The sequence below is a fragment of the Cohnella boryungensis genome (genome assembly GCF_042651945.1).
GTDB classification, from domain to species: domain Bacteria; phylum Bacillota; class Bacilli; order Paenibacillales; family Paenibacillaceae; genus Cohnella; species Cohnella boryungensis.
Genome location: NZ_JBHSED010000003.1, coordinates 1 through 23,693 on the forward strand (window position 1 = coordinate 1; position 23,693 = coordinate 23,693).

Here is a 23,693-nt window from a genome sequence, read left to right on the forward strand (position 1 = left end):
TGATGGGTTTTTGGGGCAATGACCCCGTGCGCAACCCTATCTTACCGAGGCACTCTTTTTTATTCAAACTCCAAATTATTCGTTCTACAGGAATTCTAACGGCGAGCAGGTAGCGTACGATGTGACCATTAGTGCTCCAAAGTCGAACTAACGGCGAACAGCCATCGTGCAATGGGAGCATTTTAGCGCGACTTAGTCTAACTAAGCCCCCCTGAGCCAGCACTAAAGTTGTCTTGCAGCAGGATAGTCACTGACAGAGGTCGGTGGTCACAGGCCAAAGCCCAACCGGAGAAACTTGCCGGTTGGGCTTTTTGCGCGGCGCAGCACGCTCCGCAGCTATTTCTTGCCGCGATCCATCTGACGACGGGGGTGGACGATTTTTCCCTGCTTGTCCGTATCGTTCTCCTTCGGAACGAGGCGGGGATCCGTACGGCCTTCATGGTGGTTGTCGAAAGTGAATTCCGTCAACGTCCACTCCGTTTCCCCGAGTACGAGATCGGACGGGAAACGCTGTCCACGCTTCAGCTCCGTATCCTGCCCCGATTCATTTTCGTAGATCCCGTCGACTTCGACCTTCTCCCCCGAATAAGGGTCCATTCTCTTCGATTCGCTCATATGCTGTCCCCCTTACAGGCCGTGTTTCGGAACGGCGGCTCGATCGGCCTCGGACTGCATCCGGCGGGATTTCTCCTTGCCTGCTCCGGTGCGATCGGCATCGGACTGGGCTTCGCTGGCCGCTTTCTGCTTAGCGGAAGGCTGTTTGGCTGACATGACCGTCCCTCCTTGTCGCTGTTATACTGCGGACATAGGATGCCACCGGAACAACCGCGTTATGCTTCTTCGAGCATTGTCGGGACAATCAGCTGTATCGTCCCTCCAGCTTGCGTCCGCCCAGCCACATCAGGATAACGATGGCAATTGCCAATCCGATTCGCCAAGGCTGGTCCGCCATCGCCTGCAGATCGTGCCCCAGGAACGAAAGTATGAACAGCATGACCGCCTTGCCCAGCGCCATCGCCGTCAAGAACGTATGAAACGGAAGCCGCGACATGCCGGATGCGATATTGACGATAACCGATGGCGTGAACGGGAAACAGGACAGCAGGAATATGGGAGTGAAGCCCTTGCGCTCAATGTAGCCGAAGAACTTCTCCCATTTGGGATATTTGGCGCGAATGCGCGCGCCGTAGCGGTTGCCGAACCGCCTGCCTAGCAGGAAGACCAGAAGGGCTCCCAGCGTCACTCCGATCCACGAGTACAGGAAGCCGAGCCACATCCCGTAAGCGGCCGCGTTAGCCACGACGAAGACGATCAAAGGCAAGATCGGCAGCAGCGCTTCCAGAAAAGGAAAAAGAATGCCCGGCAACGGCCCGAATTGCGAATAGCGATGCAGCAATTGCTTGATTTCTTCCAAATTCATGTCCTTGGCGTAGGCAATCCACTCCTGAAGCTGCCAAGCGAGCCAATCCGGCGTATTCAACATCGTCTATACTCCATTCAACCGTCTAACGGACGAAAAATCAGTGCTGTCCTTTCTCGACGTAGGAGGATTCGCCCCGGAACAGTCGGAAAGGAAAAAAAACATAGAATAAGCTGATGACGACAAACAAACCGCCCGCCAGACTAATGACGGAGGACTCGCTGAAGCGGGTGGCGATCAGCCCGCCGATGAGCGGTCCTATCATGCCCCCGATGCCCTCTACCGTGGAAAATACGCCCCAGCCGAGCCCTTGCTGTCCCGGAGGGACATAGGCTGCAAGCAGAGCATTCCAGGCGGGGAGCACGGCGGCATAGGATACGCCCAGGATGAAAGCCCAGAACAGAGCCAGGCCCAGCGGAGGGTGCAGCGTCAGGGCGGACAGAACGATGCCGAATGCCAGAAAGCCGACGATGAGAAACCACTTTTTGCCGTAGGCGTCCGACAGCTTGCCCATCGGAATCAACCCGACCACCGTGCACACGCCTCCGATCATCAGAAGCAGGGAGTAGTGAGAGGCCGTCATCCCCAAGCTGTTGACCGCAAAGCCGGGCAGAATCGGCAGCAGCATGCCTGCTCCAAGCGTCTGCAGCACCATGCCGGGCAGCAGCAGCTTCATTTCCCGAAGCCTCTTGCCCAAGATGGAGAGCTGATGACGGAACGGAACGACGTCGATGTGAACGCTGCGTCCGCCCTTGATCATTAAGGAAAGCAGCCAGGCGACAAGCGATACGCCGGTCATCACCCAGTAGGTTAAACCCAGGTCATAATCAAGCAGCAGGTTGATGACGACAGGGCCGCTGCCGAGCCCGACCAGCCAGATCGTATACAGGAACCCCATCTGGGTCGCCCGCTGATCCTCCTTCACCTTCGTCAAGCACACGATCCAGATCGGCGATATGCCGATCCCGTACAGCGCCGCGGCGCCGATGAAAGCCCAAGCGGCGTCGGCGAACTGCATCGCGGCCATTCCGAGCAAGGAGCACAGCGCGCCTACGCTTACGACCGTGCGCACCGAAAGACGGTCCAGCAAATAGCCGATTCCCAGCTTCAGCGCCGTATCCGTGGCATAGTGGGCTGTAATCGCCGCGCCGATGACATCGAGATTAAGCCCAAGCTTCTTGTCGCCGTAGATCGGCAGGAAGCTGATTAAAGCGGCTCCTCTGACGAATTCGATCAGGAACAGTATGGTCATGAATAGAAGCATTTCAGATCGTAACAGCGATCTAACGGATAGTTTGTTCACGTGCAGCTCTCCTTTGACAACTCCCTGGATCAAGATCGAACATTGCGTCGTTCGTTCCGGAATCGGATTGCTGCCATCGTCGAAGTTGGGAAGCCTCTTCCATTATATGCAATTGCCCGGCAATATCCAAGGCGATGGCATCCGAAGCGTCCGACTTGCGCAGCGCGCGAATTCCCCGGAGCAGAATTTCGCGGCTCTCGGGCTTGGCGAAATGCTCGAATACGGCATCGGTCAATTGCGCGATCGTGTTACACACAACAGCAGCTCCTTTGCTGGCGAGATAGCGGGCATTGTTGCGTTCCTGTCCGGGAACGGGACGGTAGAGGTAGATCGGCAGCTCCGCGGCGATCGCTTCCGACAGCGTCAGGCCTCCGGGCTTAGTAACGATACAGGAAGCGACGGCCATCCAATCTTGAAGGCGCTCAGTATAACCGAGCACGGTTACGTCGGGATTGGCGTTCAGCCGACTCTCCAACGCTCTGCGAAAAGCCTCTTTACGCCCGCATACGATGATCACCCGAGAATGGCAGCGTTGAACCAATTGCTTGCACAGCCGGGCGGTCGATGCCGCAGACAGGCCGGCGTTAGCCATAACCAGAATGATGCGACGTCGTTCCGGTGTCGACGGCAGAGAGACAAAATCAGGCCGTACGGGAATGCCTGTCGCGGCGACGCGCCGGGGATCGACGCCCAGGTCGCATAGCTGGCGGCGAATGTCCTCGGTGGCGACGAAGTATTTGTTCACTTCGGGATGAATCCAGCGATAATGCAGATCAAAGTCCGTCAGGACGTTGTACACGGGGATACTGCGCATCATGGAGCGCGTAAGCTGGGCAAACGCCAGAGTCGGGAACGTATGGATGATCGCGTGCGGACGTTCGCGCTCCAGCAGCTTTCGCAGCGTCTGCGCTCCCATGGAGTGCAGCCAGGAGGCGAATAACGAATTCGGCTTCATGGTTTTGGTCATCTCGTACACCCAGCCGTATGCTTGGGGCAGCACGGAATAGCTCTTGTGATACACGTAACGGCTGATGCCGTTAAGAACGGGATGGGCTTCCTCCAACAAGTCGACAAGCCGAACCTCTGTATGGCCGAGCTTAGTGAAGCTTTGGCGCAACGCGGCAGCCGCCTGCCAGTGACCTTCTCCAAAACGCGCGTAAAGGATCAAGATTTTCGCCGGTTCACTCATTCGCACATCTCGCCTTTCCCCTTGGGTTGGAAAGCTCCGTTCAACTTACACTCTAGCCCTCGAATGTAAATGGCGAATAAAGGCTCGGAGAGGAAAAAATAAAAATCAATCCGTCCTGAATATCATTGTGGTTGAATCGGGCGCGCGATATACCCGACAAGAAAGCCCGACGCCATATAGGCGCCGGGCGGGAGAGCGAGGAGGTTCAGATCAGCAGGTTAAACAGCAGAGGATCTTTGTTAAGCTCGATGAATTGCAGCCCTTTGCCCCTCATTCTGGCCAGCAGGGCGCCGCAGTCCTCCGGGTGCTTGAGCTCGATGCCGACAAGCGCCGGCCCGTTCTCCTTGTTGTGCTTTTTCGTATATTCGAATTGCACGATATCGTCGGTCGGCCCGAGCACATCATCGAGAAATTCTCGGAGCGCGCCTGCGCGCTGCGGAAAATTAATCATGAAATAATGCTTGAGACCCTCGTATATGAGGGACCGCTCCTTGATCTCCTGCATCCGGTCGATGTCGTTATTGCCGCCGCTGATGACGCAGACGACGTTCTTCCCGCGGAGCTCTTCCGGGTCGATGGCGGAGAGAGCGGCGACGGTCAGCGCACCCGCAGGCTCGGCCACGATGGCGTGCTCGTTGTAGAGCTCCAGAATGGTCGTGCACACTCTGCCCTCGGGAACGGTGACGACTTCGTCCAGCAGCTTGCCGCAGATGGCGAAGGTCAAATCTCCTACCCGTTTGACCGCGGCTCCGTCGACGAACTTGTCGATGTCCGTCAGCGTGACGACCCGCTGTTCATCCAGCGCTTTGCGCATGGAGGGGGCTCCCTCCGGCTCCACGCCGACGATGCGGGTGGACGGGCTGATCGATTTCATATAGGTGGACACGCCCGCCGCCAATCCGCCGCCGCCAATCGTGACGAGCAGCAGATCGATGGAGGAAGCTCCGCCCTCGATAATCTCTTTGCCGACGGTAGCGTTGCCCGCAATAATGCGGGAGTCGTCGAACGGGTGCACGAAGGGAAGTCCTTCGCGTTCGCTGTAGCGAACGGCTTCGGCGTAAGCGTCGTCGAAGGTGTCTCCGATCAGGCGAATGTCCACCTGATGCCCGCCAAACAGCTTCACCTGATTAATTTTCTGCCTCGGCGTCGTGGCAGGCATGAAGATGATGCCGGGAATATCGAGACGCTGGCAGGAATAAGCGACGCCTTGAGCGTGATTGCCTGCGCTGGCGCAGACGACGCCGCGGCTTCGTTCCTCTACCGGTAAGGAAGCGATCAGATAATAGGCGCCGCGAATTTTGAAGGAGCGCACGACCTGCAGATCCTCCCGTTTCAAATAGACGTTGCAGTCGAATTTGGCGGATAGCGCGCGGTTGAGCTGCAGCGGGGTCGGGATTACGACGTCCTGCAGCACGCGATGAGCGTTCAGAATATCGGCCAAGGAAACGATAAAGCCAGATGGGTCGGGATTTGCGGTCATGCGGATCATCCTCTCTGTATGGAAAAATAAAAAAACGCCCCTTGAATAAAGGGACGGATTGTTCTCCGTGGTACCACCCTGATTCCCAACGCTTCTTGTTTGCAACGTTAGGCGCTCAATTGTCGTATAGTGTATATACGACTTACCCGTAACGGGGGCATCCGACAGCGCCTACTTTCCAGGTTCGGCGATGCTTCTCGGGGAGGATACTGCTGCGGCTTCGACCGTCGGCTTTCAGCGAATCGCCGACTCTCTGGAGGTCGAAGGAACCGGGCAACGCGTTCCCGTCGTTGAATTTATTTATTGTTATACGCCTCTCGCAGACGGAAGTCAACCGTTATTTTGGCCCGACCGTTCGGCTCGCCGGGGAAGTCCGAACGAAAGCCATGCAGGAAGGAGCTTACGATGAAGAAGCTGCTGATCGGAATGTTCGTTATCGTCTTCATAGTTGTGATTGCGGGCGCCGGGGCGCTCTACTATGTCAAGCCCGATCGGGCGCTGGATTTGTCATATGAGGAGGTGCCGCTGGAGGACAGGGCGCTGTCCATGGCGAAGCGGCTCTCGCTGCAGATGAGTCTGACCGCCGAGGATCTGAACAATCTGGCCAAGAAGTCGATCGCCGACAATCCGCAAGTCGAGGAAGATGTGCTGGTGACCGGGGCGGATTTTACCCTGAACGGAGACAAGCTGATCGCGGATTTGAACGTGATCTGGAAAGACCGGGTGTCTGCGGGCATTCAGGTAACGTATCGCCTGCGCTGGGAGGACCCGAATGTCGTGGCTGCGGTGGAGAAAGCAACGATGAAAGGAATTGCGCTGCCCAACGCGTGGTTTTCGGATCGGACGATTCCAATAGGAGACAGTCTGCCTCCGATGCTGCGCATCAAGAGCGTAGAATGGGACCAAGACGAGGTTAAGGTGATCTTCAGGCCTGCGCTGTAAGATTTCCATGAGCGGGTCGCAGGGGAAAAGCTCGAAAGATGATAAAAATTTGGATGAAAACCCCAGAAGTAAACTTCCAAATGCTATAATTGTTTCGTTAGGGTCCGCTACATAAAAAAATAATAGAATGAGAAGGTGCGACAGTTGAAACGTTTGGCGATCTTGTTGTTCTCTGCAATGCTGACCTTTGCCCTGGCGGGAGCAGCCAGCGCTGCGGCAAGCAAGCCGCAGGCCATGGCGATTCAAGTGGACGGCAAAGCCGTCGATTTCGGAGCCGATCTGTTGATTACGAAAAACAAGGCCTACGTAGAATACGCAAAATTGTTCAAGCAGCTTGGGTACGAGAGTTATATGGAGGAAGCTACGAAAACGATCTACGCAGAAAACGGAGATTTCGAGATTCAGGCTACAGTTGGAGGCGATCTTGCGTTCGTCAACGGCTTGACCGCAGCCAGCACCGGCGAGCTGATATCCCGCGACGGCAAGACGTGGATCGGCTTGCGTTTCGCCAGCCTGCTGATGAACTACGGCGTGGAATGGGAAGCCGACACGAAGACGGCCGTTCTCGTGTTCCAGGGACCTACGCAAGCGGACAAGGATGCGATCAAGGCTATGTTCGACAAGCTGCGGCTGGTCGAAGCCTCCGGCGACGTGGAAGGCTTAGCGAGCTTTATGGCGAAGGACACCGTGCTCGACGTCAAAGCGCTTCAGGAAAATTTCAAGAGCATTAAGGCCAAGACGCAATCGACGATGGAAGAAATGACAATTCAAGCGTTTAACGGCGGCAAAGCGGCCGTTGTGGCGCTCGAAGAAACGAAAAAGGTAAGCGGAGGTTTCTTCGCGGACGTTAAAACCCAAGCCCGCTATATGCTAAGCAAGGACGAAGCGGGTCAATGGAAGATTTACAATATTGAAGTGCTGGACATCGAGTATACGGATATTCCGGGGCTGTTCAAGCAGCAGGCCACGGTTCCCGAAGCGGAGAAGACGGCGATCGGCAATCTCTTCGCGGAGCAAGTCAAGGCCGCCAACGAGAAAAATGCGGAAGCCTATGTGGCTACATTGGAGGATTATCCCGAGAAGGAAGAGCTAAAGGCTTCGTTGGTCGAGATGTTCGGCAGGCTGAGCTTGAACGTGACGACGGAGCAGCTCGTTATCGTGGATTACGATTCCTCCGGCAAGGCGACCTTGCTCGTCTCCATGCTGACGGAAACCGAAATAGCGGGTCAGAAGTATAAAAATCGCACGGTTGTCGTGAACGATGCGGTGAAAACGAATGGCAAATGGCTCCTGAAGGCGGAGACCGGCGTTCTGTCCAACGAAAATTTATAATTGAGGTTCCAGCTTTAAAGCCGCTCGTCCCGGAAGGGACGGCGGCTTTTTTTGGGAACGGATCGAAAAGGATAAGATTCTAACGCACAGTCGAAAGCTCGGCGATCAGGGCGGGCACGACGTCGAACAGATCGCCGACAATACCGTAGTCGGCCACGGCGAAGATCGGAGCGTCGGGGTCTTTGTTGATGGCGACGATCACGCGAGAGCGGCTCATGCCGGCCAGATGCTGGACGGCCCCGCTGATGCCGCAGGCGATGTACAGATCGGGGGTGACGGTTTTGCCGGTTTGCCCGATCTGCAGGGCATAATCGCAATATCCGGCATCGCACGCGCCGCGCGAAGCGCCGACCGCGCCCCCGAGCAGCGCCGCAAGCTCCGCGAGCGGACCGAAGCCGGCGGCGTCCTTCACGCCGCGTCCGCCCGCGACGACGATCCGAGCCTCGGCCAGGTCCACCGTGCCGGTGAGCCGCCGGACAATATCGCGCACGACGATGCGCGATTCGGGCGGGTCGAACGGCACGAGGCGGATGGGCGCGGCATCCCCGGCGAGGGCTTCCGCCGGGGGAAAGTTGCCCGGACGCACGGTGACGACCGTCGGCGCGTCCGATAGAAAGGCGCGCTGCTCCAGCGCCTTCCCCGCGTGCAGCGCGCGCGCGAATGCGATGCGACCGTCGCCGCCGCGGGCGGCGGCGATCGCATCGGAGATCTGCCCCGCCCCGAGGCGCGCTGCGAGCCGCGGGGCAAGATCGCGCCCGATCGCGGTGTGGCCGAGCCACCACCGCGCCTTGGGCGCATGCACGCATGCCGCCGCCAGCAAGGCGGCGACGTGCGTATCGGGCGCATAGCGGCCCAGGACGGGGTGATCGACAACGATCACCTCGTCTACGCCGCACTGCGCCAGCGCCTCGGCGGCGCGGGCATCCGCCGCAGCCGCCGCGCCGCCAAGCGGCAGGACGACGGCGAGGCGGTCGCCGTCCGCCATGCAGCCCTTGGCTGCGGCAATCGCCTCCAGCGTCACTCTCCGCAGCTGCCCGTCGCGGCATTCCGCGACTACAATCTGTTGGCTCATCGCTTCGCTCACCTCTCCTTCAGCACCTTGGCTTCGTTCCGAAGCAGAGCCGCCAGATCCGCCGCTTGCTCTTCGGGCGTTCCGCCCAGCCTTCGCCCCGGAGGCCTCTGTGGCGGCGCCGAGCAGCCGAGTCGTTCCGTCAGCGGCCGGGCTTCCGCCAGCCCGAGCTCCGCCGCCGTCAGCTCGGCGAGCGGCTTGCGCTTCGCCTTCATGATGCCCGCAAGCGCGGGATACCGCGGCTCGTTCAAGCCCTGCTGCGCGGTCAGCACCGCCGGCAGCGGCAGCTCCCAGGCTTCGCTGTCCCCTTCCGCATCGCGGACGATGCGGAGACCGCCCCCCGCCTGGCGCTCGCATTGGACAATCGCACCCGCATGCGCCCAGCCGAGCAGCTCCGCAACGCGAATGGCGACCTGTCCGGCGCCGTTATCGACCGACAGATGTCCGGCGATCAGCAGCTCGCAGCCGCTCCGGCGAACCGCTTCCGCCAGCAGCAGGGAGCGGGTATGCTCATCCCCCTCGCCGTCTTCCTCCCGAATCCAGACCGCATCGTCGGCTCCCATGGCGAGCGCCGTTCGCAGCGTCTCGGCCGTCCGTTCGCCGCCGATCGAAAGAACGGTCACGACGCCTCCTTCAGCCTCCGTCAGCCGCAGAGCTTCCTCTAGCGCGTATTCGTCGTAAGGGTTGATTACCCGTTTGACTCCGTTCTCCGCGATCTTGCCGTCCTTCACGCAGATAGGCTCCTCCGTAGCGACGACAGACTTGAGCAGCACTCCGATTTTCATCGCATCTCCTCCTTGCAAGCGGATTCTTTTTTTCTGGAACGGGGGCTGGCGGACATGTCCTTTTTTGCCGAAGTGGGCATATGGAGAGTGGGCATTGGAATAAATTTACGAATATCAAGTCGATTCAAAGTCTCATTCTCATCGTATGAGCGTTGCGGCTCGTTCAGAAGATCGCGGGGGCGGCGGCTCCGGACGGGAGGGACGGAATGGGCGGTTCGATTAACGGTTGGATTGTCGCGGCCGTCGTCTTGAGCGGGCTGGGCGTCTTCGCGTGGGTCGTCGTCGGGAAAATCAGGCTGATCGCCGGCGGGGCGCCGGAGGGAGGGATGAAGCTCGAATGGAGGCGCGCCGTTCAGGCGGGCGAGCAGGCGTTCGGGCATCGCCGCCTGATGCAGGATCGGCGCAGCGGAGCGATGCACGCGGTCATTTTCTATGGCTTCGTCATGCTTCAATTGGGAGCTTTGGAGATTTTGTGGAAGGGGCTCGCCGGCTCGCCGATTCCTTGGGCCGACAACAAGGTATTCTCGATGCTGCAGGAGACGACGGTTGCGGCCGTGCTGCTGGCTGTGTTCTATGGCGCCTATCGCCGCTACGGCGAAAAGCTGCCCCGGCTTCCAGGGGGCTGGAAGCCGCTGCTCGTGCTTCTGTGGATAACGGCGCTGCTTCTCTCGGTAGTGGCTACGCTGGCATTCGATCGCTTGCGGGAAGGGACGGGAGCCTCCGGCTTTGCTCCGCTCTCCTCGGCTGCGGCTTCGGTTCTCCCGGCGAATGCGGCCCAGACGGGATACGAGGTGTCCTGGTGGGCGCACCTGCTGATTATGCTCGGTTTTCTGATTTATGTGCCCCTCTCGAAGCATTTTCATATTTTTATGGCTCCCGTGAATTGGCTGTTGCGCCCGATCGGGCCTCCGAAGCTCGCAAAGCTGGATCTGGAGAACGAGAATGCCGAGAAGTTCGGGATGAATTCGGTTGACGATCTGACCCGGAAGACGAGGCTCGATCTGTTCGCCTGCGTGGAATGCGGCCGCTGCACGAGCGTATGCCCGGCGGCGAATACCGACAAGGGGCTGTCGCCGATGCATCTGATGACGAAGCTGCGCGATGCCTTGCAGGGCAAGGATCGGATATTTCGGCCCGGTGCGCACGCGTGGCTGCGCGAAGCGGGAGAGCCGTCCGCCGCGGCGGACGCGATGGATATTCGCCGCACGATGGCCTGGCAGAAGGAGGGCTGGGCGAAGCGCGGACGGGAGTCCGGCGACGGCGGAGCAGGGACGTCTCCCGGAGCGTCTGGGCCTGCGCGGCGTCCAGAGCTGATCGGCGAGGTCGTGACCGAGCAGGAGCTGTGGGCCTGCACGACCTGCCGGCATTGCGAGGAAAGCTGTCCCGTCGGCAATCTTCAGCTCGCTCCGCTGATGGAAATGAGAAGGTATCTGGTCTTGACGGAGGGGAAGATGCCGCCGGAAGCGCGGCGCACCCTGCAGAATATCGACCGGCAGAGCAACCCTTGGGGATTTCCAAGGCAGGATCGGACGGCTTGGATGGAAGAATTCGCCGCGAAGGAGGGCAGGCCGATCCCGACGCTGCGAGACCGCCCGAACCCGGATTGGCTGTGGTGGGTCGGGAGCATGGGCGCTTATGACCTTCGAACCCGGCGCGTGACCTTTGCACTCGCGCGTCTTCTGCTGGAGTCCGGGGTGTCCTTCGCTGTGCTCGGAGCCGAGGAGCGCAACTCCGGCGACACGCCGAGAAGGCTGGGCGACGAGTTTCTGTTCCAGGAGCTGTGCCGCGCGAACATTGCGACGCTTCGGCGCTACGGCGTCTCGCGAATCGTAACCGCTTGTCCGCATACGCTGCAGCTGTTCCGCCGCGAATATCCCGATTTCGGCTATCGCGCCGAGGTCAAGCACCATACGGAGCTGCTGGCGGAGCTCGTACGGGATGGGCGACTTGCCCCGCGTTACGCTTTGCCGCGCACCCTGACGTTTCATGACTCCTGCTACTTGGCGAGGTATAACGGGGTGACGGACGCGCCGCGCGAGATCATGAAGGCGATTCCGGGTCTGGAGTCGAGAGAGATGGCCCGTTCCGGCAAGCAGGGGCTATGCTGCGGCGCGGGGGGCGGCCGGATGTGGCTGGAGGAGCCGGGAAGACGGGTGAACAAGGTGCGGACGGCGCAGGCGCTGGCCACAGGAGCGGAGATGATCGGCTCGGCCTGCCCTTATTGTCTGACGATGATGGAGGAGGGGCTGCGCAAGCATGGAGCGGAGGAACGGGTGAACGCATTAGACGTGGCTGAGGTACTCTCTATGTCAGTATTCGGCTAAACCGGATAGCGGGATGAAGCAGGCCTCGACAGCCGCGAAGGAAGCGCGAGGTGATCGGGACGACAAGCGGAAGGAGGAGAGGAAGCTTGTGGAATGTGCGGCAAGCGGCGGTAATCGGGGCGGGGGTGATGGGCGCGGCAATTGCCGCCCATCTGGCGAACGCGGGCATTCCGTGTCTGCTGCTCGATCTGGAGGGGCAGGCGGCGAAAGGGCTGGAGAGGCTGAAGAGGGCCAAACCCTCGCCCTTCTACGAGGCTGCGTTCATCGGCCGAATTCGGCCGGGCGATCTGGAGCGGGAGGACGCGGCGCTCGCGGCATGCGATTGGGTGATCGAGGCGGTGCCGGAGCAGCTGGAGATCAAGCGCAGCGTGTGGGCCCGGATCGATGCGGCCTGGCGGCCGGGGATGATCGTCAGCAGCAACACCTCGGGGCTGTCGATCGACGAGATTGTGTCCGGCTGCGGGGAGGATTGCCGGAAGCACGCCATGGTCACGCACTTTTTCAATCCTCCGCGCTATATGAAGCTGCTGGAGATCGTTCCTTGCCGGGAGACGGACAGATCCGCGCTTGAAGCCGTAGCCGTCTTCTGCCGGGAACGGCTGGGCAAGGGCGTCGTGGAAGCGAAGGATACGCCGAATTTTATCGCCAATCGGATCGGCACGTATGCCATGCTTGTCACGCTGCAGGCGATGGAGAGACATGCGCTGACCCTCGACGAGGTCGAGGCGGTGACCGGTCCGCTGCTCGGACGTCCCAAAAGCGCGACGTTCCGCACGCTTGATCTGGTCGGACTAGATACCTTTCTCCATGTCTGCCGGAACGTAAGGGAGAATGTCGCCGATCCTCTGGAAGCGGCGGCGTTCGCCGCCCCCGCCCTGGTGGAGCGGCTGGTCGCGCTCGGCCGGCTGGGGGAGAAGAGCGGCGAGGGCTTTTACCGCAAGAACGAGACGGAGAAAGGCAAGGAACGGATTCAGGTGCTCGATCCGGCTTCGATGACTTACGTGCCGCGCGGCAGAGTTTCTTCTCCCGCGCTCGAAGCGGCCAAGAGAGCCAGAGGCACCGCAGGTAAAATTCAGGCGCTGCTGGAGCTGGCCGATCAGGATCGGATTGCCACGTTTGCCAGGGAGGTGATCGAGTCCGTTCTGTGTTATTCCGCAGAGAAGCTGGGGGAGATCGCGGACACGGCCATGGAGATCGATCAAGCGATGAAGTGGGGCTTCAACTGGGAGGAAGGGCCGTTCGAGCTGTGGGATGCGCTTGGCCTTGCGGAAACCGCCGCCCGTCTGGAGGAGAGAGGACTTAGCGTGCCGGCTCCGGTGGCGGCCATGCTGGAGAAGAATGCGAGTTCGTTCTATCTGAAGAAGGCGGGAAGCCTGTTCTATTATTCGCAGGGGCATTACAAATATGTCGAGGAGCGGAGGGAGGAAATCTCCCTCGGGGTGCAGCGCGATCGCGGCAAAACGGTGTTCGGCGCGGACGGCGCCAGCTTGATCGATATCGGGGACGACGTCGTCTGTCTGGAGTTTCATTCGCCGCATAACGCCATCGGACCGGGCATTCTGTCGGCGATTCGTCGGGCCGTCGAGGAGGTGGAGCGCAATTGGCGCGGACTCGTACTGGCGAACGAGGGACGCAATTTCTGCGTCGGGGCGAACCTGATGCTGCTGCTCATGGAGGCCGAGAACGGCGAGTGGGAGGAAATCGACCTGATTATTCGCGATTTCCAATCCAGCATGAGAGCGCTTCGCGCTCTGCCTCGTCCCGTGGTGGCGGCTCCGCATCGAATGACGCTGGGAGGCGGTGTGGAAGCCTGTCTTCCTGCAGACCGGATTCTGTTCGCCGCCGAAACCTACTTCGGTCTCGTGGAGACGGGAGTCGGCCTGATTCCCGCAGGAGGAGGCTGCCTGGCGGCTGCGGCGATGGCTCGGGAGCGGGCTGAGGAGGCGGCTATGGAGGACGCAACCGCCCCGCTGACCCGGCTGTTCGAGTCAATCGCGATGGCCAAGGTGTCGGAGAGCGGGCATGATGCAAGACGGCTTGGTTACTGGCGGGGAAGCGACGCGGTCGTCATCCGGGAGGAGACTCGCCTTTACGAGGCGAGAAGCGCTGTAGTGGAGCTGGAGCGGCGAGGGTACGCGGTGCCCGAGGCAGGCCGGACCGTCGTCGTCGGGGGACGGGAGACGGCGGCCGTGCTGAAGCTGGCGGTTTCCTCGATGCGACGCGGCGGTTATATTTCGGAGCACGATGCGCGGATTGCCGGGAAGCTGGCCGACGTTCTGACCGGAGGGGATGTTCCCGCAGGCTCGGCTGTCAGCGAGCAAAGCCTGCTTGATCTGGAACGGGAGGCCTTTCTCTCCTTGTGCGGCGAGCCGCTCACGCAAGCCCGGATGCGCCGGATGCTCGCCACGGGCAAGCCTCTTCGCAACTAAAGCCGCGTGCGTTCGCAGAAGCAGCCCTTCGCGGGGAGCACACTGAGAAGGAGGGAGCCGGCATGAGGAACAGGGAAGCCGTCATCGTCTCGGCGGTTCGAACGGCGGTCGGGAGAGGGAAGAAGGGCGGCTTTGCGCTGACCCGGCCGGAGGATCTGGGCGCGGCGGTGCTGCGGGAGGCTGTCCGGCGCGTTCCGGGACTTCAGGCGACGGAAGTCGGGGACGTCGTCCTCGGCTGCGCGATGCCGGAGGGAGAGCAGGGAATGAACGTGGCTCGGCTCGTAACGCTGCTGGCGGGATTTCCCGTTGAGGTGCCGGCGGTCACCGTCAACCGCTTCTGCGCATCCGGCCTCCAGGCGATTGCCCAGGCAGCGGCAGCGATCCAGAGCGGATTCGCCGATACGGTCGTCGCCGGGGGCGTGGAAAGCATGAGCCGGATTCCGATGACCGGCTTCAAGCTGGCGCCGCACCCGGGACTGTGCGAGACGATGCCCGCCGCTTATATGGCTATGGGTCACACAGCGGAGCTGGTTGCCAAGAGATGCGGCGTGTCGAGAGAAATGCAGGATCGGTTCGCTGCGGACAGCCATCGCAAAGCGGCCAAGGCCGCCGCCTCGGGACGGTTTCGGGACGAACTGCTGGCGGTCGACGCGACGGTCTCGGAGACGGACCCGTTCACTGGAGAGGCGCGCCGCCGTTCCATTCGCGTAGCGGACGACGAATGCATACGTCCGGAGACTTCCGTGGATCGGCTGGCTGCGCTGCGCCCTTCGTTCGCCTTGGAAGGCACGGTGACGGCGGGCAATTCGTCGCCGTACAGCGACGGCGCGGCTGCAGTCGTCGTCATGAGCCGCGAGAAAGCCGACAGCCTGGGAATTCGTCCTCTTGCGGTCTTCCGGGCCTATGCGGTTGCAGGCTTGCAGCCGGAGGTGATGGGGCTTGGGCCGATTGAGGCGGTGCCGAAAGCGCTTCGTCAGGCAGAGTTGACGGACAATGAAATCTCGCTGTGGGAGGTCAACGAGGCGTTCGCTGCGCAATGCGTTCCCGTTCTTGATCGGCTGGAGCTTGATCCGGAGCGGGTTAACGTGAACGGGGGCGGCATTGCGCTCGGGCACCCGCTGGGCTGCACCGGCGCCAAGCTGACCGTGACGCTGCTTCACGAGCTGCGGCGGACCGGCGGCAGGTACGGCGTCGTTACGATGTGCGTAGGCGGGGGGATGGGAGCGGCCGGCGTGTTCGAGGCGGCAGAGTAAGGCGGATACGGAAAGGGGGCGGCACGCGATGGCCAAAAAGACTTGGAGCGGAGGACGCTTCGTCGTTGACGACGCGGACCCGCGGCGCATGGCGACGCCGGAGGATTTCACGGAGGAGCAGCGGATGCTGGCGGATACGGTTCGGGTCTTCATTGAACGGGAAATCGCTCCCCGGGATGCCGATATCGAGAAGCTGGACTACGAGCTGACCGTGCGACTCATGCGCAAGGCGGGAGAGCTCGGCCTGCTGGGAGCGGACGTTCCCGAGGCTTACGGCGGACTGGGATTGGACAAAACGAGTACGACGCTGCTTGCGGAGACCTTGTCCCCGGCGTCTTCGTTCGCGCTGTCGGTCGGCGCGCATACCGGGATCGGGACGCTGCCGCTGGTGTTCTTCGGTACGCCGGAGCAGAAGCAGCGCTGGCTGCCGCGGTTGGCCAGCGGGGAGCTAGTCGCGGCCTATTGTCTCACCGAGCCCGGCTCCGGCTCCGACGCGCTTGGCGCAAGGACGAACGCCGTCCTGAGCGAGGACGGACAATCTTATGTTCTTAATGGCTCCAAGCTGTATATTACGAACGCAGGCTTCGCCGATCTCTTCATCGTATACGCCAAGGTGGACGGCGCGCATTTCAGCGCCTTTGTCGTGGAGCGCGATACGCCGGGCTTCACCATCGGTCCGGAGGAACGCAAGATGGGGATCAAAGGCTCCTCCACCCGTCCGCTGTTCTTCGAGGATGCCCGTGTTCCCGCGGACCATCTGCTCGGCGAGGTCGGCAAGGGTCACCTCATCGCCTTCAATATTTTGAATATCGGCCGCTTCAAGCTGGCCGCCGGCTGCCTTGGAGGGATGAAGGAGGCGATCGGCCTGGCCGTGGCCTATGCGAACGAGCGACGGCAATTCGGCAAGGCGATTGCGTCCTTTCCGCTCATTTCGGGAAAGCTTGCCGAGATGAATACGTTGATCTACGTGGCCGAAAGCATGGTGTACCGTACGGCCGGGCTCATAGACGAAGCCTTGGCCGAGGTCGGCTCGGAGGGAGATGAGGGCGGGCTGTCCGCGGCCAAAGCCATAGCTGAATACGCGCTGGAATGCTCCATCAACAAAATTTTCGTATCTGAAGCGATGGATGCCGTCGTCGATGAAGGGGTGCAGATCCACGGCGGCTGCGGCTATATTCAGGAGTACAAAATCGAGAGGCTGTATAGAGACTCCCGTATTAATCGCATTTTCGAGGGAACGAACGAGATTAATCGGCTGCTCATTCCGGGAACTCTGCTGAAGCGGGCCCTCAAGGGGGAATTGCCGCTGATGGAGAAGGCGCAGGAGCTGCAGCGAGAGCTGCTTCAACCGTCGCCGCCCGCGTCATCGCCTGCGGACGACGAGCCCCTCGCCAAGCCGGCCGCCGTTCTCGCTTCTATGAAGAAAACGTTCCTGATGATCGGCGCGCTTGCGGTGCAGAAGCATGGTCTGCGCCTGGAGCGGGAGCAAGAGATTGTCGCCGCGCTCGCTGACGCGATGATCGACATTTACGCTCTGGAGAGCGCGCTGCTGAGAGCTCGCAAGCTGACCATCCGCGGCGCAGCGGAGGAGGCTGCGGCCAATTCGTTCGATATGACGGCGCTCTTCGCTGCTGGGGCGGCAGAGCGCGCCGGTCAGCGGGCCAGAACGGTGCTGGCCGGGCTGGAGAAGGGGGAAAGCCTGCGGCTCCAGCTGTCCGTGCTGAAGAGATTGCTGCGGAACGAACCGGTGGATAGCTTTGCCCTTCGTCAGCGAATATCGGCCCGCGTTATTGCCGTCGGGCGCTACGCAGGGCTTTAAGGAGGCAAGCCGCATGAGCGAGCAGTCCGATATTTTGGAGGAAGAGAGGCCGTGGCACAATAAATATCCGCTGCAGGTGAAGCCCTCGTACCCCTATCCCAAGCATAATCTCGCACGGCTTCTGATCGACTCCGCGCGAGATTACCCGGAGCACAAAGCCTTGGATTTTCTCGGGAGGAGCTATACGTACAGGCAGCTTCTGCGGCATTGCTGCAAGATGGCCAACGCTCTGAGGGCATTGCCGATCGCGGCGGGCGATCGCGTCGCCATCATGCTGCCGAATTGTCCGCAAGCCGTCATCGCCTACTACGGAGCCTTGATGGCGGGAGCGGTCGTCGTTCAGACGAATCCGACATATACGGAGCGGGAGCTCCGGGCTCAGCTTGAGGACAGCGGAGCAACGGTGCTTATCGTGCTGGACCTGCTTATGCCGAGAGTCGTTCAGGCGCGGGAGAACACGGAGCTGAAGCACATCGTCGTCACGACGCTGTCGGACGGACTGCCTTTTCCGAAGAACGTATTGTATCCCATCAAACGCCGTCAAGAGTATCCCAATCTGAAAGTGAACTATTCCGCTGCAGAGGGCGTGCTGAGATGGTCGGCATTCCTGAGGCGAGGCCTTGCGACGCAGATATGCCAGGAGGTTGACGCCGACAAGGATTTGGCCATGATTCAGTATACGGGAGGTACGACCGGGGGCCCCAAAGGGGTCATGCTGACGCATGGCAATCTGCTGGCCAACACGATACAGACGACCGAGTGGTGCTATCGCGCGGAGGCGGGCAAAGAAAGATATTTGGCGGTGCTTCCGCTGTTTCATGTATTCGGGCTGACCGTCTTGCTTAATCAGGCTATTCACAGAGCAGGCTGGCTGTTGCTGGTGCCCCGTTTCGAGCCGAAGGCGGTTTTGGAGACGATTCGCCGCTGCAAGCCGACGATCTTTCCGGGAGCGCCAACCATGTACATTGCGCTCTTGAACGCTCCCGCGATGCAGGAGGGGGATCTTGCTTCTATTAAAATGTGCATCAGCGGGGCTGCGCCATTGCCGCGCGACGTTCAGGATAATTTCGAACGAAAATCCGGCGGTAAGCTGATTGAAGGCTACGGGCTGACGGAAGCTTCCCCGGTTACCCATTGCAATCCGATATGGGGCTATCGCAAGAGCGGGACGATCGGCCTTCCACTTCCCGATACGGATGCGAGAATCGTAGATCCGGACGGCTGGGAGCCGCTGCCGACAGGAGTGATCGGCGAATTGATCGTGCGCGGTCCGCAAGTGATGGCGGGCTACTGGAATCGGCCGGAGGATACGGCGGCCGCGCTTCGTGACGGTTGGCTAAGAACGGGCGATCTCGGCACGATGGATGCCGAAGGGTTCTTCACAATCCTCGACCGCAAGAAGGATCTTATTCTGGCCGGAGGCTTTAATGTGTATCCGCGCGAGGTGGAGGAGGTGCTGTTCGAGCACCCCGCCGTGAAGGAGGCTTCCGTCCTTGGCGTGCCCGATCCTTATCGCGGAGAGACGGTTCAGGCCTACATCGTGCTGAAGGACGGCTGGCAGGTGTCGGAGATGCAGCTGGATCGCTGGTGCAGGGAGCGGCTTGCTTCTTATAAAGTGCCCAAGAGATATGAATTCAGGGAGAGCCTGCCGCTGTCCCTGATCGGTAAAGTGCTGAGACGCAAGCTAAGGGAGGAGACAGATCCGTAGGAGGAAAAGGATTTAAATTTTACCTAAAATTTGCTTTGCAGAATTGATGAACGATTTCTTTTTCGTTATAATAAGTGACATAAGCGAACAGTATTCTTTTCAGGGTAGGAAATTAAGAAAGCGTTTACAAGTCTGCAGTCTTCGCCGTCAATAGGGCGGCGAACGGACTGCGGCTCGCAATCGAATGGACGATACGCGAATGGAGCGGCTATAATTCGCAATTAGGCGAATGGCATAAGGAGGTGAGCGGATTGACGGAACGGGCAAGAGCCGACAAGAAAAGGGGGGAGTTTGGCAGGTCCGGGATAAGACGCGTTCTTCGCGCGCGGCGATCCGCTGCCGCAATTTTGTTCGGATGCTTTACTTTCCCCGGCTCGGTCTTCGCATCGGGAGCCTGGGAAACTTCAACAACGCAGGTCAAGGTGGGAACGCTGCCTTTGCTGGCCGCGCTGGGCATCGGAATCGCCGTAGCCGTCGGCGCCGTCATCGCCTTCCTGCAAATGACGGCCAAGGGCAGAACGGGCAGAGAAGCGCTGGCAGGAGCGGCGGAGGAGCATACGTCCGATGAAGAGCAGCCTCTGCCCGAGTGGAACGAGGAGGAGGCTGCGGCGGAGGCGCTGGAAGAGCATGCGTTGACCGATTATACGATTCCGGTCACGCAGATTTTGCCGGTACCCGAAGAAGCCGAGCCCGCCGAAGGGAAGGAGCCGCGACTGTGCGGCCTGGAGGGAGAGCATGCGGGCATGAGCTATCGCATTGCGAATCGGCGGCTGACCTTCGGCAGAGACCCGTCCAGGTGCGCGATTTTGTTCCCGTACGAAGCGGGGGAGATCAGCCGCATTCATTGCACGTTGAAATATGTGGGAGAGAATCGGTTGTTTATTTTGGAGGACAACGGCTCGTCCAACGGCACCTTCCTCTCTAATGGCGAGCGGCTCAAGCCGGGCATCCGGTATGAGCTGCGATCGGGCGAGCGCTTCTCCCTCTCCGGCAAGCAGCATTGGTTCGAGGTGCGCGACGAGGGACAGCAGGTGGTATAGCCTAACAGTTATGGGGATAACGGCCTACGGTTTTGCACTTTATCCTCCGGCGGATAAATGGTATAATCAGAAAATGCAGGAACGTTTTCTTATATGGCAACTAGCGGTGGAACATCGAGCTTGAAGGAAGAACCCGTTTTGAGATTCAGGGATGCACCTAATCTCCATTCTTCTCTGAGTCGTCTCGAACGTAAGCTGGGGTCGCCGTATGTGGCGACGACCGTTTATGCTTTGGGTTCTCCGGGTGGCGTAATACCGCTTCCGTTCCGGTTTATTACCGACGGAACGGAACCATTCCGCTGGGAGGGAATTGCATGGCCAAACGCAGCCACAATGAAGTTCAAGAAAGTTTGCGAGAACTGACGAGAATTTTCCGACCCAAGGATCCGCGCAAGTTTGTTAAAGATTACATCCGCAAATACCGGATCACCGGTGGATATGAAGATGAGCTAACCGTGCTCGTGGAACGCGAGCTGACAAAATTAAGCCCCCCGGCCTCCTGAGGCTGAGGGAGCAATCGGCCTGGAACCGGCATTCGCCGTTTCCGGGCCGTTTTTTTTGTGATAAGAAAATCCTTAGTTTGATTGAGGGGGCAGGGATGCTCGTAGCTATGAGTAAAAATTCCTTGAACGCCATGATAAGAGGATAGTCGGTCTGCGAACCTCTGCATCGGATCAAGGAGGACAAGGGAACTTTGATAGGAGCAATCTAGCACACACCAAGCGAACGTGCGAATAACATTTCGTAAACCGCGAGCTAGAATGCAATTAGTTGTGTAAAGCAAACTACGGCGCTCGGGAGCGGGAGACGTGAGGCGATTAGTTATGTAAAAGCAAACTACGGCGCTCAGGAGCAGGGGACGTGAGGCGATTAGTTATGCAAAAGCAAACTACGGCGCTCGGGAGAGGGAGACGTGAGGCGATTAGTTATGTAAAAGCAAACTACGGCGCTCAGGAGCAGGGGACGTGAGGCGATTAGTTATGTAAAAGCAAACTACTGCGCTCGAGAGAGGGAGACGTGAGGCGATTAGTTATGTAAAAGCAAACTACTGTACTCAGGAACGAGGGAAGTGACGCGATTAGTTATGTAAAAGCAAACTACGGCGTTCGGGAGAGGGAGGCGTGACGCGATTAGTTATGTAAAAGCAAACTACGGCGTTCGGGAGAGGGAGGCGTGACGCGATTAGTTATGTAAAAGCAAACTACGGCGCTCAGGAGCAGGGGACGTGACGCGATTAGTTATGCAAAAGCAAACTACGGCGCTCGGGAGAGGGAGACGTGAGGCGATTAGTTATGTAAAAGCAAACTACGGCGCTCGGGAGAGGGAGACATGAGGCAATTAGTTATGTAAAAGCAAACTACGGTGCTCGGGAAAGGGAGACGTGAGGCGATTAGTTATGTAAAAGCAAACTACGGCGCTCAGGAGCAGGGGACGTGAGGCGATTAGTTATGTAAAAGCAAACTACGGCACTCAGGAGCAGGGGAAGTGAGGCGATTAGTTATGCAAAAGCAAACTACGGCGCTCAGGAGCAGGGGAAGTGAGGCGATTAGTTATGTAAAAGCAAACTACTGCGCCCGAGAGAGGGAGACGTGAGGCGATTAGTTATGTAAAAGCAAACTACGGTATTCGGGAGAGGGCGTGAGTCGATTAGTTGCGCTCGGAACCGCGAACCCGGACGCAAATTCGTGCAACTAATCCAAATCTACCTGCGCTTTCCATTCACCCTCGCGGCCCTGCCGGGAATACACATAAGAAAAAAGAAAGGCGAGGTGCGCAGCGGATGGACAACGGCAAACGTCGGAGAGCGGCAAGCATCGCAATCCGTACCCGCGAGGAGCTGGAGGGGATAAGTGCGGCAGGGCGGCTCGCGAGCCGGTTAAGAAGAGAGCTGGGGCGACGGGTGCGCCCTGGTATATCGACTCTTGAGCTGGATCGGTTCGCGGAACGGTATTTGGACGAACGCGGCGCAGCAGCCGCGCAGAAGGGGTACAACGGGTATCCCTATTCGCTGTGCGCGGCGGTGAACGATTGCGTCTGCCATGGCTTGCCTGATGAACGCTTGCTGCGGGAGGGCGACCTCGTTACAATTGATTTCGTTGTAGAGTTGAATGGATGGATGGCGGATACGGCGTGGACCTACGCGGTGGGCAAGGTGAGCCGGGAAGCGGAGGGACTTCGCAAGCACGCCTATAAAGCGATGATGAGCGGCATTGCCAGAGCCAGGCCGGGAAGCCGATTGGGCGACATCGCCGCAGGCGTCGAAGAGGCGACGGATAACGGAGCCTATGGCGTCGTCGCGCAATACGGAGGGCATGGAATAGGAAGAAGGATACATGAGCCCCCGGAGGTTCCTTTCGTTGGCTTCGCGGGCACCGGAGTCCAACTGAAGGAAGGAATGGTGCTGACCATCGAGCCGATGCTGACGCTCGGATCGCCCGAGGTGTATATCGCGGAAGACGGCTGGTCGGTCAGAACGATGGAGGGCGGCTTGGCCGCCCAATTCGAGCACACCGTAGCGATTAAGGAGGATGGACCGCTTATTTTGACTTGCTAGCTTTCGGGACCGAACCCGAAGCTTTGCCGTTTGAGGGTTCGGTTTCCGCTTTAATATAGAGAGGAAGCGGAATGTTGCCGCTCATTCCGAACGTATACTGTACAAGGGTGTTGAACTCCTTGGTCAGCGGGGCGAGAGGCTTCTTAAGCCATGCCGCCTTGGCGTACTCAAGCGCTTGATTGACGAATTCGCGATTGGCCGAAATATGAACCTCCTGAACCCGGGCATGGTTTTTGCGGATTGTCCCGCCGATTACCTGCCTTAGCTCAGAGGACAGATCGCTTGCATCCTTATGCGTAAAATAGGAATTGTATGGCGTGGCGACCTGCCGATTATCCCATTTCGTGCTTCCGGTGCTGACGTTATAAACGCCCTCGGTCGTGCCGGTATTGTCCTGCTCGTGCGAATGGGCTCCGCCTGTCGCTTCGGTTCCCGTCGCGGACCAGTCCGTCATAATGCCGACATAAGCGTTCTTGTCCGTCAGGAATACGAGCGCCGTATTGATGCCCGGCAAAGCCGCGATTTTGTTGGACAGCGCCGAGCTGTATTCGAAGTAGCGGTTGTCATGCTGCTGCGGATTGGCGGAATAAGAGCCGTAAGAACGCGTCTGCATCATTTTGGGATCGTTCGCTTTGCGGCTGGCGTAATCTTGGGCGCTTTTTTGAAAATAGGACTTGTAATTGCAGGCAGTCAGCAGCAGCCCGAGCATCAAGACGGCTCCGAGAAGCGCGCAGGTACGTCGAACGCATGACATGGACAAACCTCCTTAATTTTCGTTAGAGCATAGGATTTACCGACGGAAGGGAAGTATGCGCCGACGCTTGCACATAAAAAGCGGACAACTTGGCAAAAAGAAGAGGGAAGGAAAATGAAAGATCAAGGGCATATTCGGACAAAGCGACGGAGTCAAGCCTGAAAGGGTGAATTAGTAAGCCCTTTCGAATGAGGAAATGCCTAGAGCGACGGCCTTTTTGACAGTTTTGAGAACAATTTGTGAACTGGTCTGTGAACATTGACAAGATTGCCCCTCAATCTTATATTTATTA

19 protein-coding genes and 1 other annotated feature are annotated in these 23,693 nt (G+C 59.2%); of the genes, 10 read left to right on the plus strand and 9 right to left on the minus strand.

Annotation, left to right across the window (positions count from 1 at the left end; genetic code table 11):
• Nucleotides 1–336: 336 nt before the first annotated feature.
• The 6 genes from ACFO1S_RS01380 to ilvA all read right to left on the minus strand — a co-directional run bounded on the left by ACFO1S_RS01380 (nt 337) and on the right by ilvA (nt 5,392).
• Nucleotides 337–615 carry a transposase gene (locus ACFO1S_RS01380; RefSeq protein WP_204601016.1) on the minus strand — a complete coding sequence of 93 codons (279 nt, stop codon included), beginning with the start codon at nt 613–615 and terminating at the stop codon, nt 337–339.
• Nucleotides 616–627: 12 nt separating this feature from the next.
• Nucleotides 628–771 (minus strand): hypothetical protein, encoded by a 144-nt coding sequence (locus ACFO1S_RS01385; protein WP_204601015.1) that lies wholly within the window; start codon nt 769–771, stop codon nt 628–630.
• A gap of 88 nt (nt 772–859) precedes the next feature.
• A complete protein-coding gene (locus ACFO1S_RS01390) occupies nt 860–1,483 on the minus strand; it encodes a TVP38/TMEM64 family protein (protein ID WP_204601014.1) in 624 nt (207 codons plus the stop codon).
• A gap of 37 nt (nt 1,484–1,520) precedes the next feature.
• Nucleotides 1,521–2,723 carry an MFS transporter gene (locus ACFO1S_RS01395; protein ID WP_378126091.1) on the minus strand — a complete coding sequence of 401 codons (1,203 nt, stop codon included), beginning with the start codon at nt 2,721–2,723 and terminating at the stop codon, nt 1,521–1,523.
• A complete protein-coding gene (locus ACFO1S_RS01400; protein WP_204601013.1) occupies nt 2,704–3,912 on the minus strand; it encodes an MGDG synthase family glycosyltransferase in 1,209 nt (402 codons plus the stop codon). The genes ACFO1S_RS01395 and ACFO1S_RS01400 overlap by 20 nt, the downstream gene beginning before the upstream one ends.
• Nucleotides 3,913–4,117: 205 nt before the next feature.
• Nucleotides 4,118–5,392 (minus strand): threonine ammonia-lyase IlvA, encoded by a 1,275-nt coding sequence (gene ilvA, locus ACFO1S_RS01405; protein ID WP_378126094.1) that lies wholly within the window; start codon nt 5,390–5,392, stop codon nt 4,118–4,120.
• Between the two features lie 46 nt (nt 5,393–5,438).
• Nucleotides 5,439–5,692 (minus strand) — a binding site (T-box leader).
• A gap of 105 nt (nt 5,693–5,797) precedes the next feature.
• Between ilvA and ACFO1S_RS01410 the strand changes: the two genes are divergently transcribed.
• Together ACFO1S_RS01410 and ACFO1S_RS01415 are read left to right on the plus strand one after the other, a co-directional pair.
• Nucleotides 5,798–6,334 carry a hypothetical protein gene (locus ACFO1S_RS01410; protein ID WP_204601011.1) on the plus strand — a complete coding sequence of 179 codons (537 nt, stop codon included), beginning with the start codon at nt 5,798–5,800 and terminating at the stop codon, nt 6,332–6,334.
• A gap of 144 nt (nt 6,335–6,478) precedes the next feature.
• Entirely contained in the window at nt 6,479–7,666 is a 1,188-nt protein-coding gene (locus tag ACFO1S_RS01415; protein ID WP_204601010.1) for a stalk domain-containing protein, read from the plus strand.
• A gap of 79 nt (nt 7,667–7,745) precedes the next feature.
• On the opposite strand, the gene ACFO1S_RS01420 is transcribed toward ACFO1S_RS01415, so the two are convergent.
• Nucleotides 7,746–8,738 carry an electron transfer flavoprotein subunit alpha/FixB family protein gene (locus ACFO1S_RS01420; RefSeq protein WP_204601009.1) on the minus strand — a complete coding sequence of 331 codons (993 nt, stop codon included), beginning with the start codon at nt 8,736–8,738 and terminating at the stop codon, nt 7,746–7,748.
• Between the two features lie 8 nt (nt 8,739–8,746).
• Nucleotides 8,747–9,520 (minus strand): electron transfer flavoprotein subunit beta/FixA family protein, encoded by a 774-nt coding sequence (locus ACFO1S_RS01425; RefSeq protein WP_204601008.1) that lies wholly within the window; start codon nt 9,518–9,520, stop codon nt 8,747–8,749.
• Nucleotides 9,521–9,726: 206 nt separating this feature from the next.
• On the opposite strand from ACFO1S_RS01425, the gene ACFO1S_RS01430 reads away from it, so the two are divergent.
• The 8 genes from ACFO1S_RS01430 to map all read left to right on the plus strand — a co-directional run bounded on the left by ACFO1S_RS01430 (nt 9,727) and on the right by map (nt 22,647).
• Nucleotides 9,727–11,844: a heterodisulfide reductase-related iron-sulfur binding cluster gene (locus ACFO1S_RS01430; protein ID WP_204601007.1), complete on the plus strand. Its 2,118-nt coding sequence runs from the start codon at nt 9,727–9,729 to the stop codon at nt 11,842–11,844.
• 86 nt (nt 11,845–11,930) lie between these two features.
• The gene (locus ACFO1S_RS01435) at nt 11,931–14,273 is read left to right on the plus strand and encodes a 3-hydroxyacyl-CoA dehydrogenase/enoyl-CoA hydratase family protein (RefSeq protein WP_378126097.1); all 2,343 of its coding nucleotides are present in this window, start codon (nt 11,931–11,933) and stop codon (nt 14,271–14,273) included.
• Between the two features lie 62 nt (nt 14,274–14,335).
• Nucleotides 14,336–15,526 (plus strand): thiolase family protein, encoded by a 1,191-nt coding sequence (locus tag ACFO1S_RS01440; protein ID WP_204601006.1) that lies wholly within the window; start codon nt 14,336–14,338, stop codon nt 15,524–15,526.
• Between the two features lie 28 nt (nt 15,527–15,554).
• Nucleotides 15,555–17,345, plus strand: a complete 1,791-nt coding sequence (locus tag ACFO1S_RS01445; RefSeq protein WP_204601005.1) for an acyl-CoA dehydrogenase family protein — start codon at nt 15,555–15,557, stop codon at nt 17,343–17,345.
• A gap of 13 nt (nt 17,346–17,358) precedes the next feature.
• The gene (locus ACFO1S_RS01450; RefSeq protein ID WP_204601004.1) at nt 17,359–19,053 is read left to right on the plus strand and encodes a long-chain-fatty-acid--CoA ligase; all 1,695 of its coding nucleotides are present in this window, start codon (nt 17,359–17,361) and stop codon (nt 19,051–19,053) included.
• A gap of 251 nt (nt 19,054–19,304) precedes the next feature.
• Entirely contained in the window at nt 19,305–20,093 is a 789-nt protein-coding gene (locus ACFO1S_RS01455; protein WP_204601003.1) for an FHA domain-containing protein, read from the plus strand.
• A gap of 314 nt (nt 20,094–20,407) precedes the next feature.
• Entirely contained in the window at nt 20,408–20,596 is a 189-nt protein-coding gene (locus ACFO1S_RS01460) for a hypothetical protein (protein WP_204601002.1), read from the plus strand.
• 1,277 nt (nt 20,597–21,873) lie between these two features.
• Nucleotides 21,874–22,647, plus strand: a complete 774-nt coding sequence (gene map / locus ACFO1S_RS01465) for a type I methionyl aminopeptidase (RefSeq protein WP_204601001.1) — start codon at nt 21,874–21,876, stop codon at nt 22,645–22,647.
• Here the strand turns inward: map and ACFO1S_RS01470 are convergent.
• Entirely contained in the window at nt 22,631–23,401 is a 771-nt protein-coding gene (locus tag ACFO1S_RS01470) for a hypothetical protein (RefSeq protein ID WP_204601000.1), read from the minus strand. The two genes, map and ACFO1S_RS01470, sit on opposite strands and share 17 nt — an antisense overlap.
• Nucleotides 23,402–23,693 lie beyond the last annotated feature (292 nt).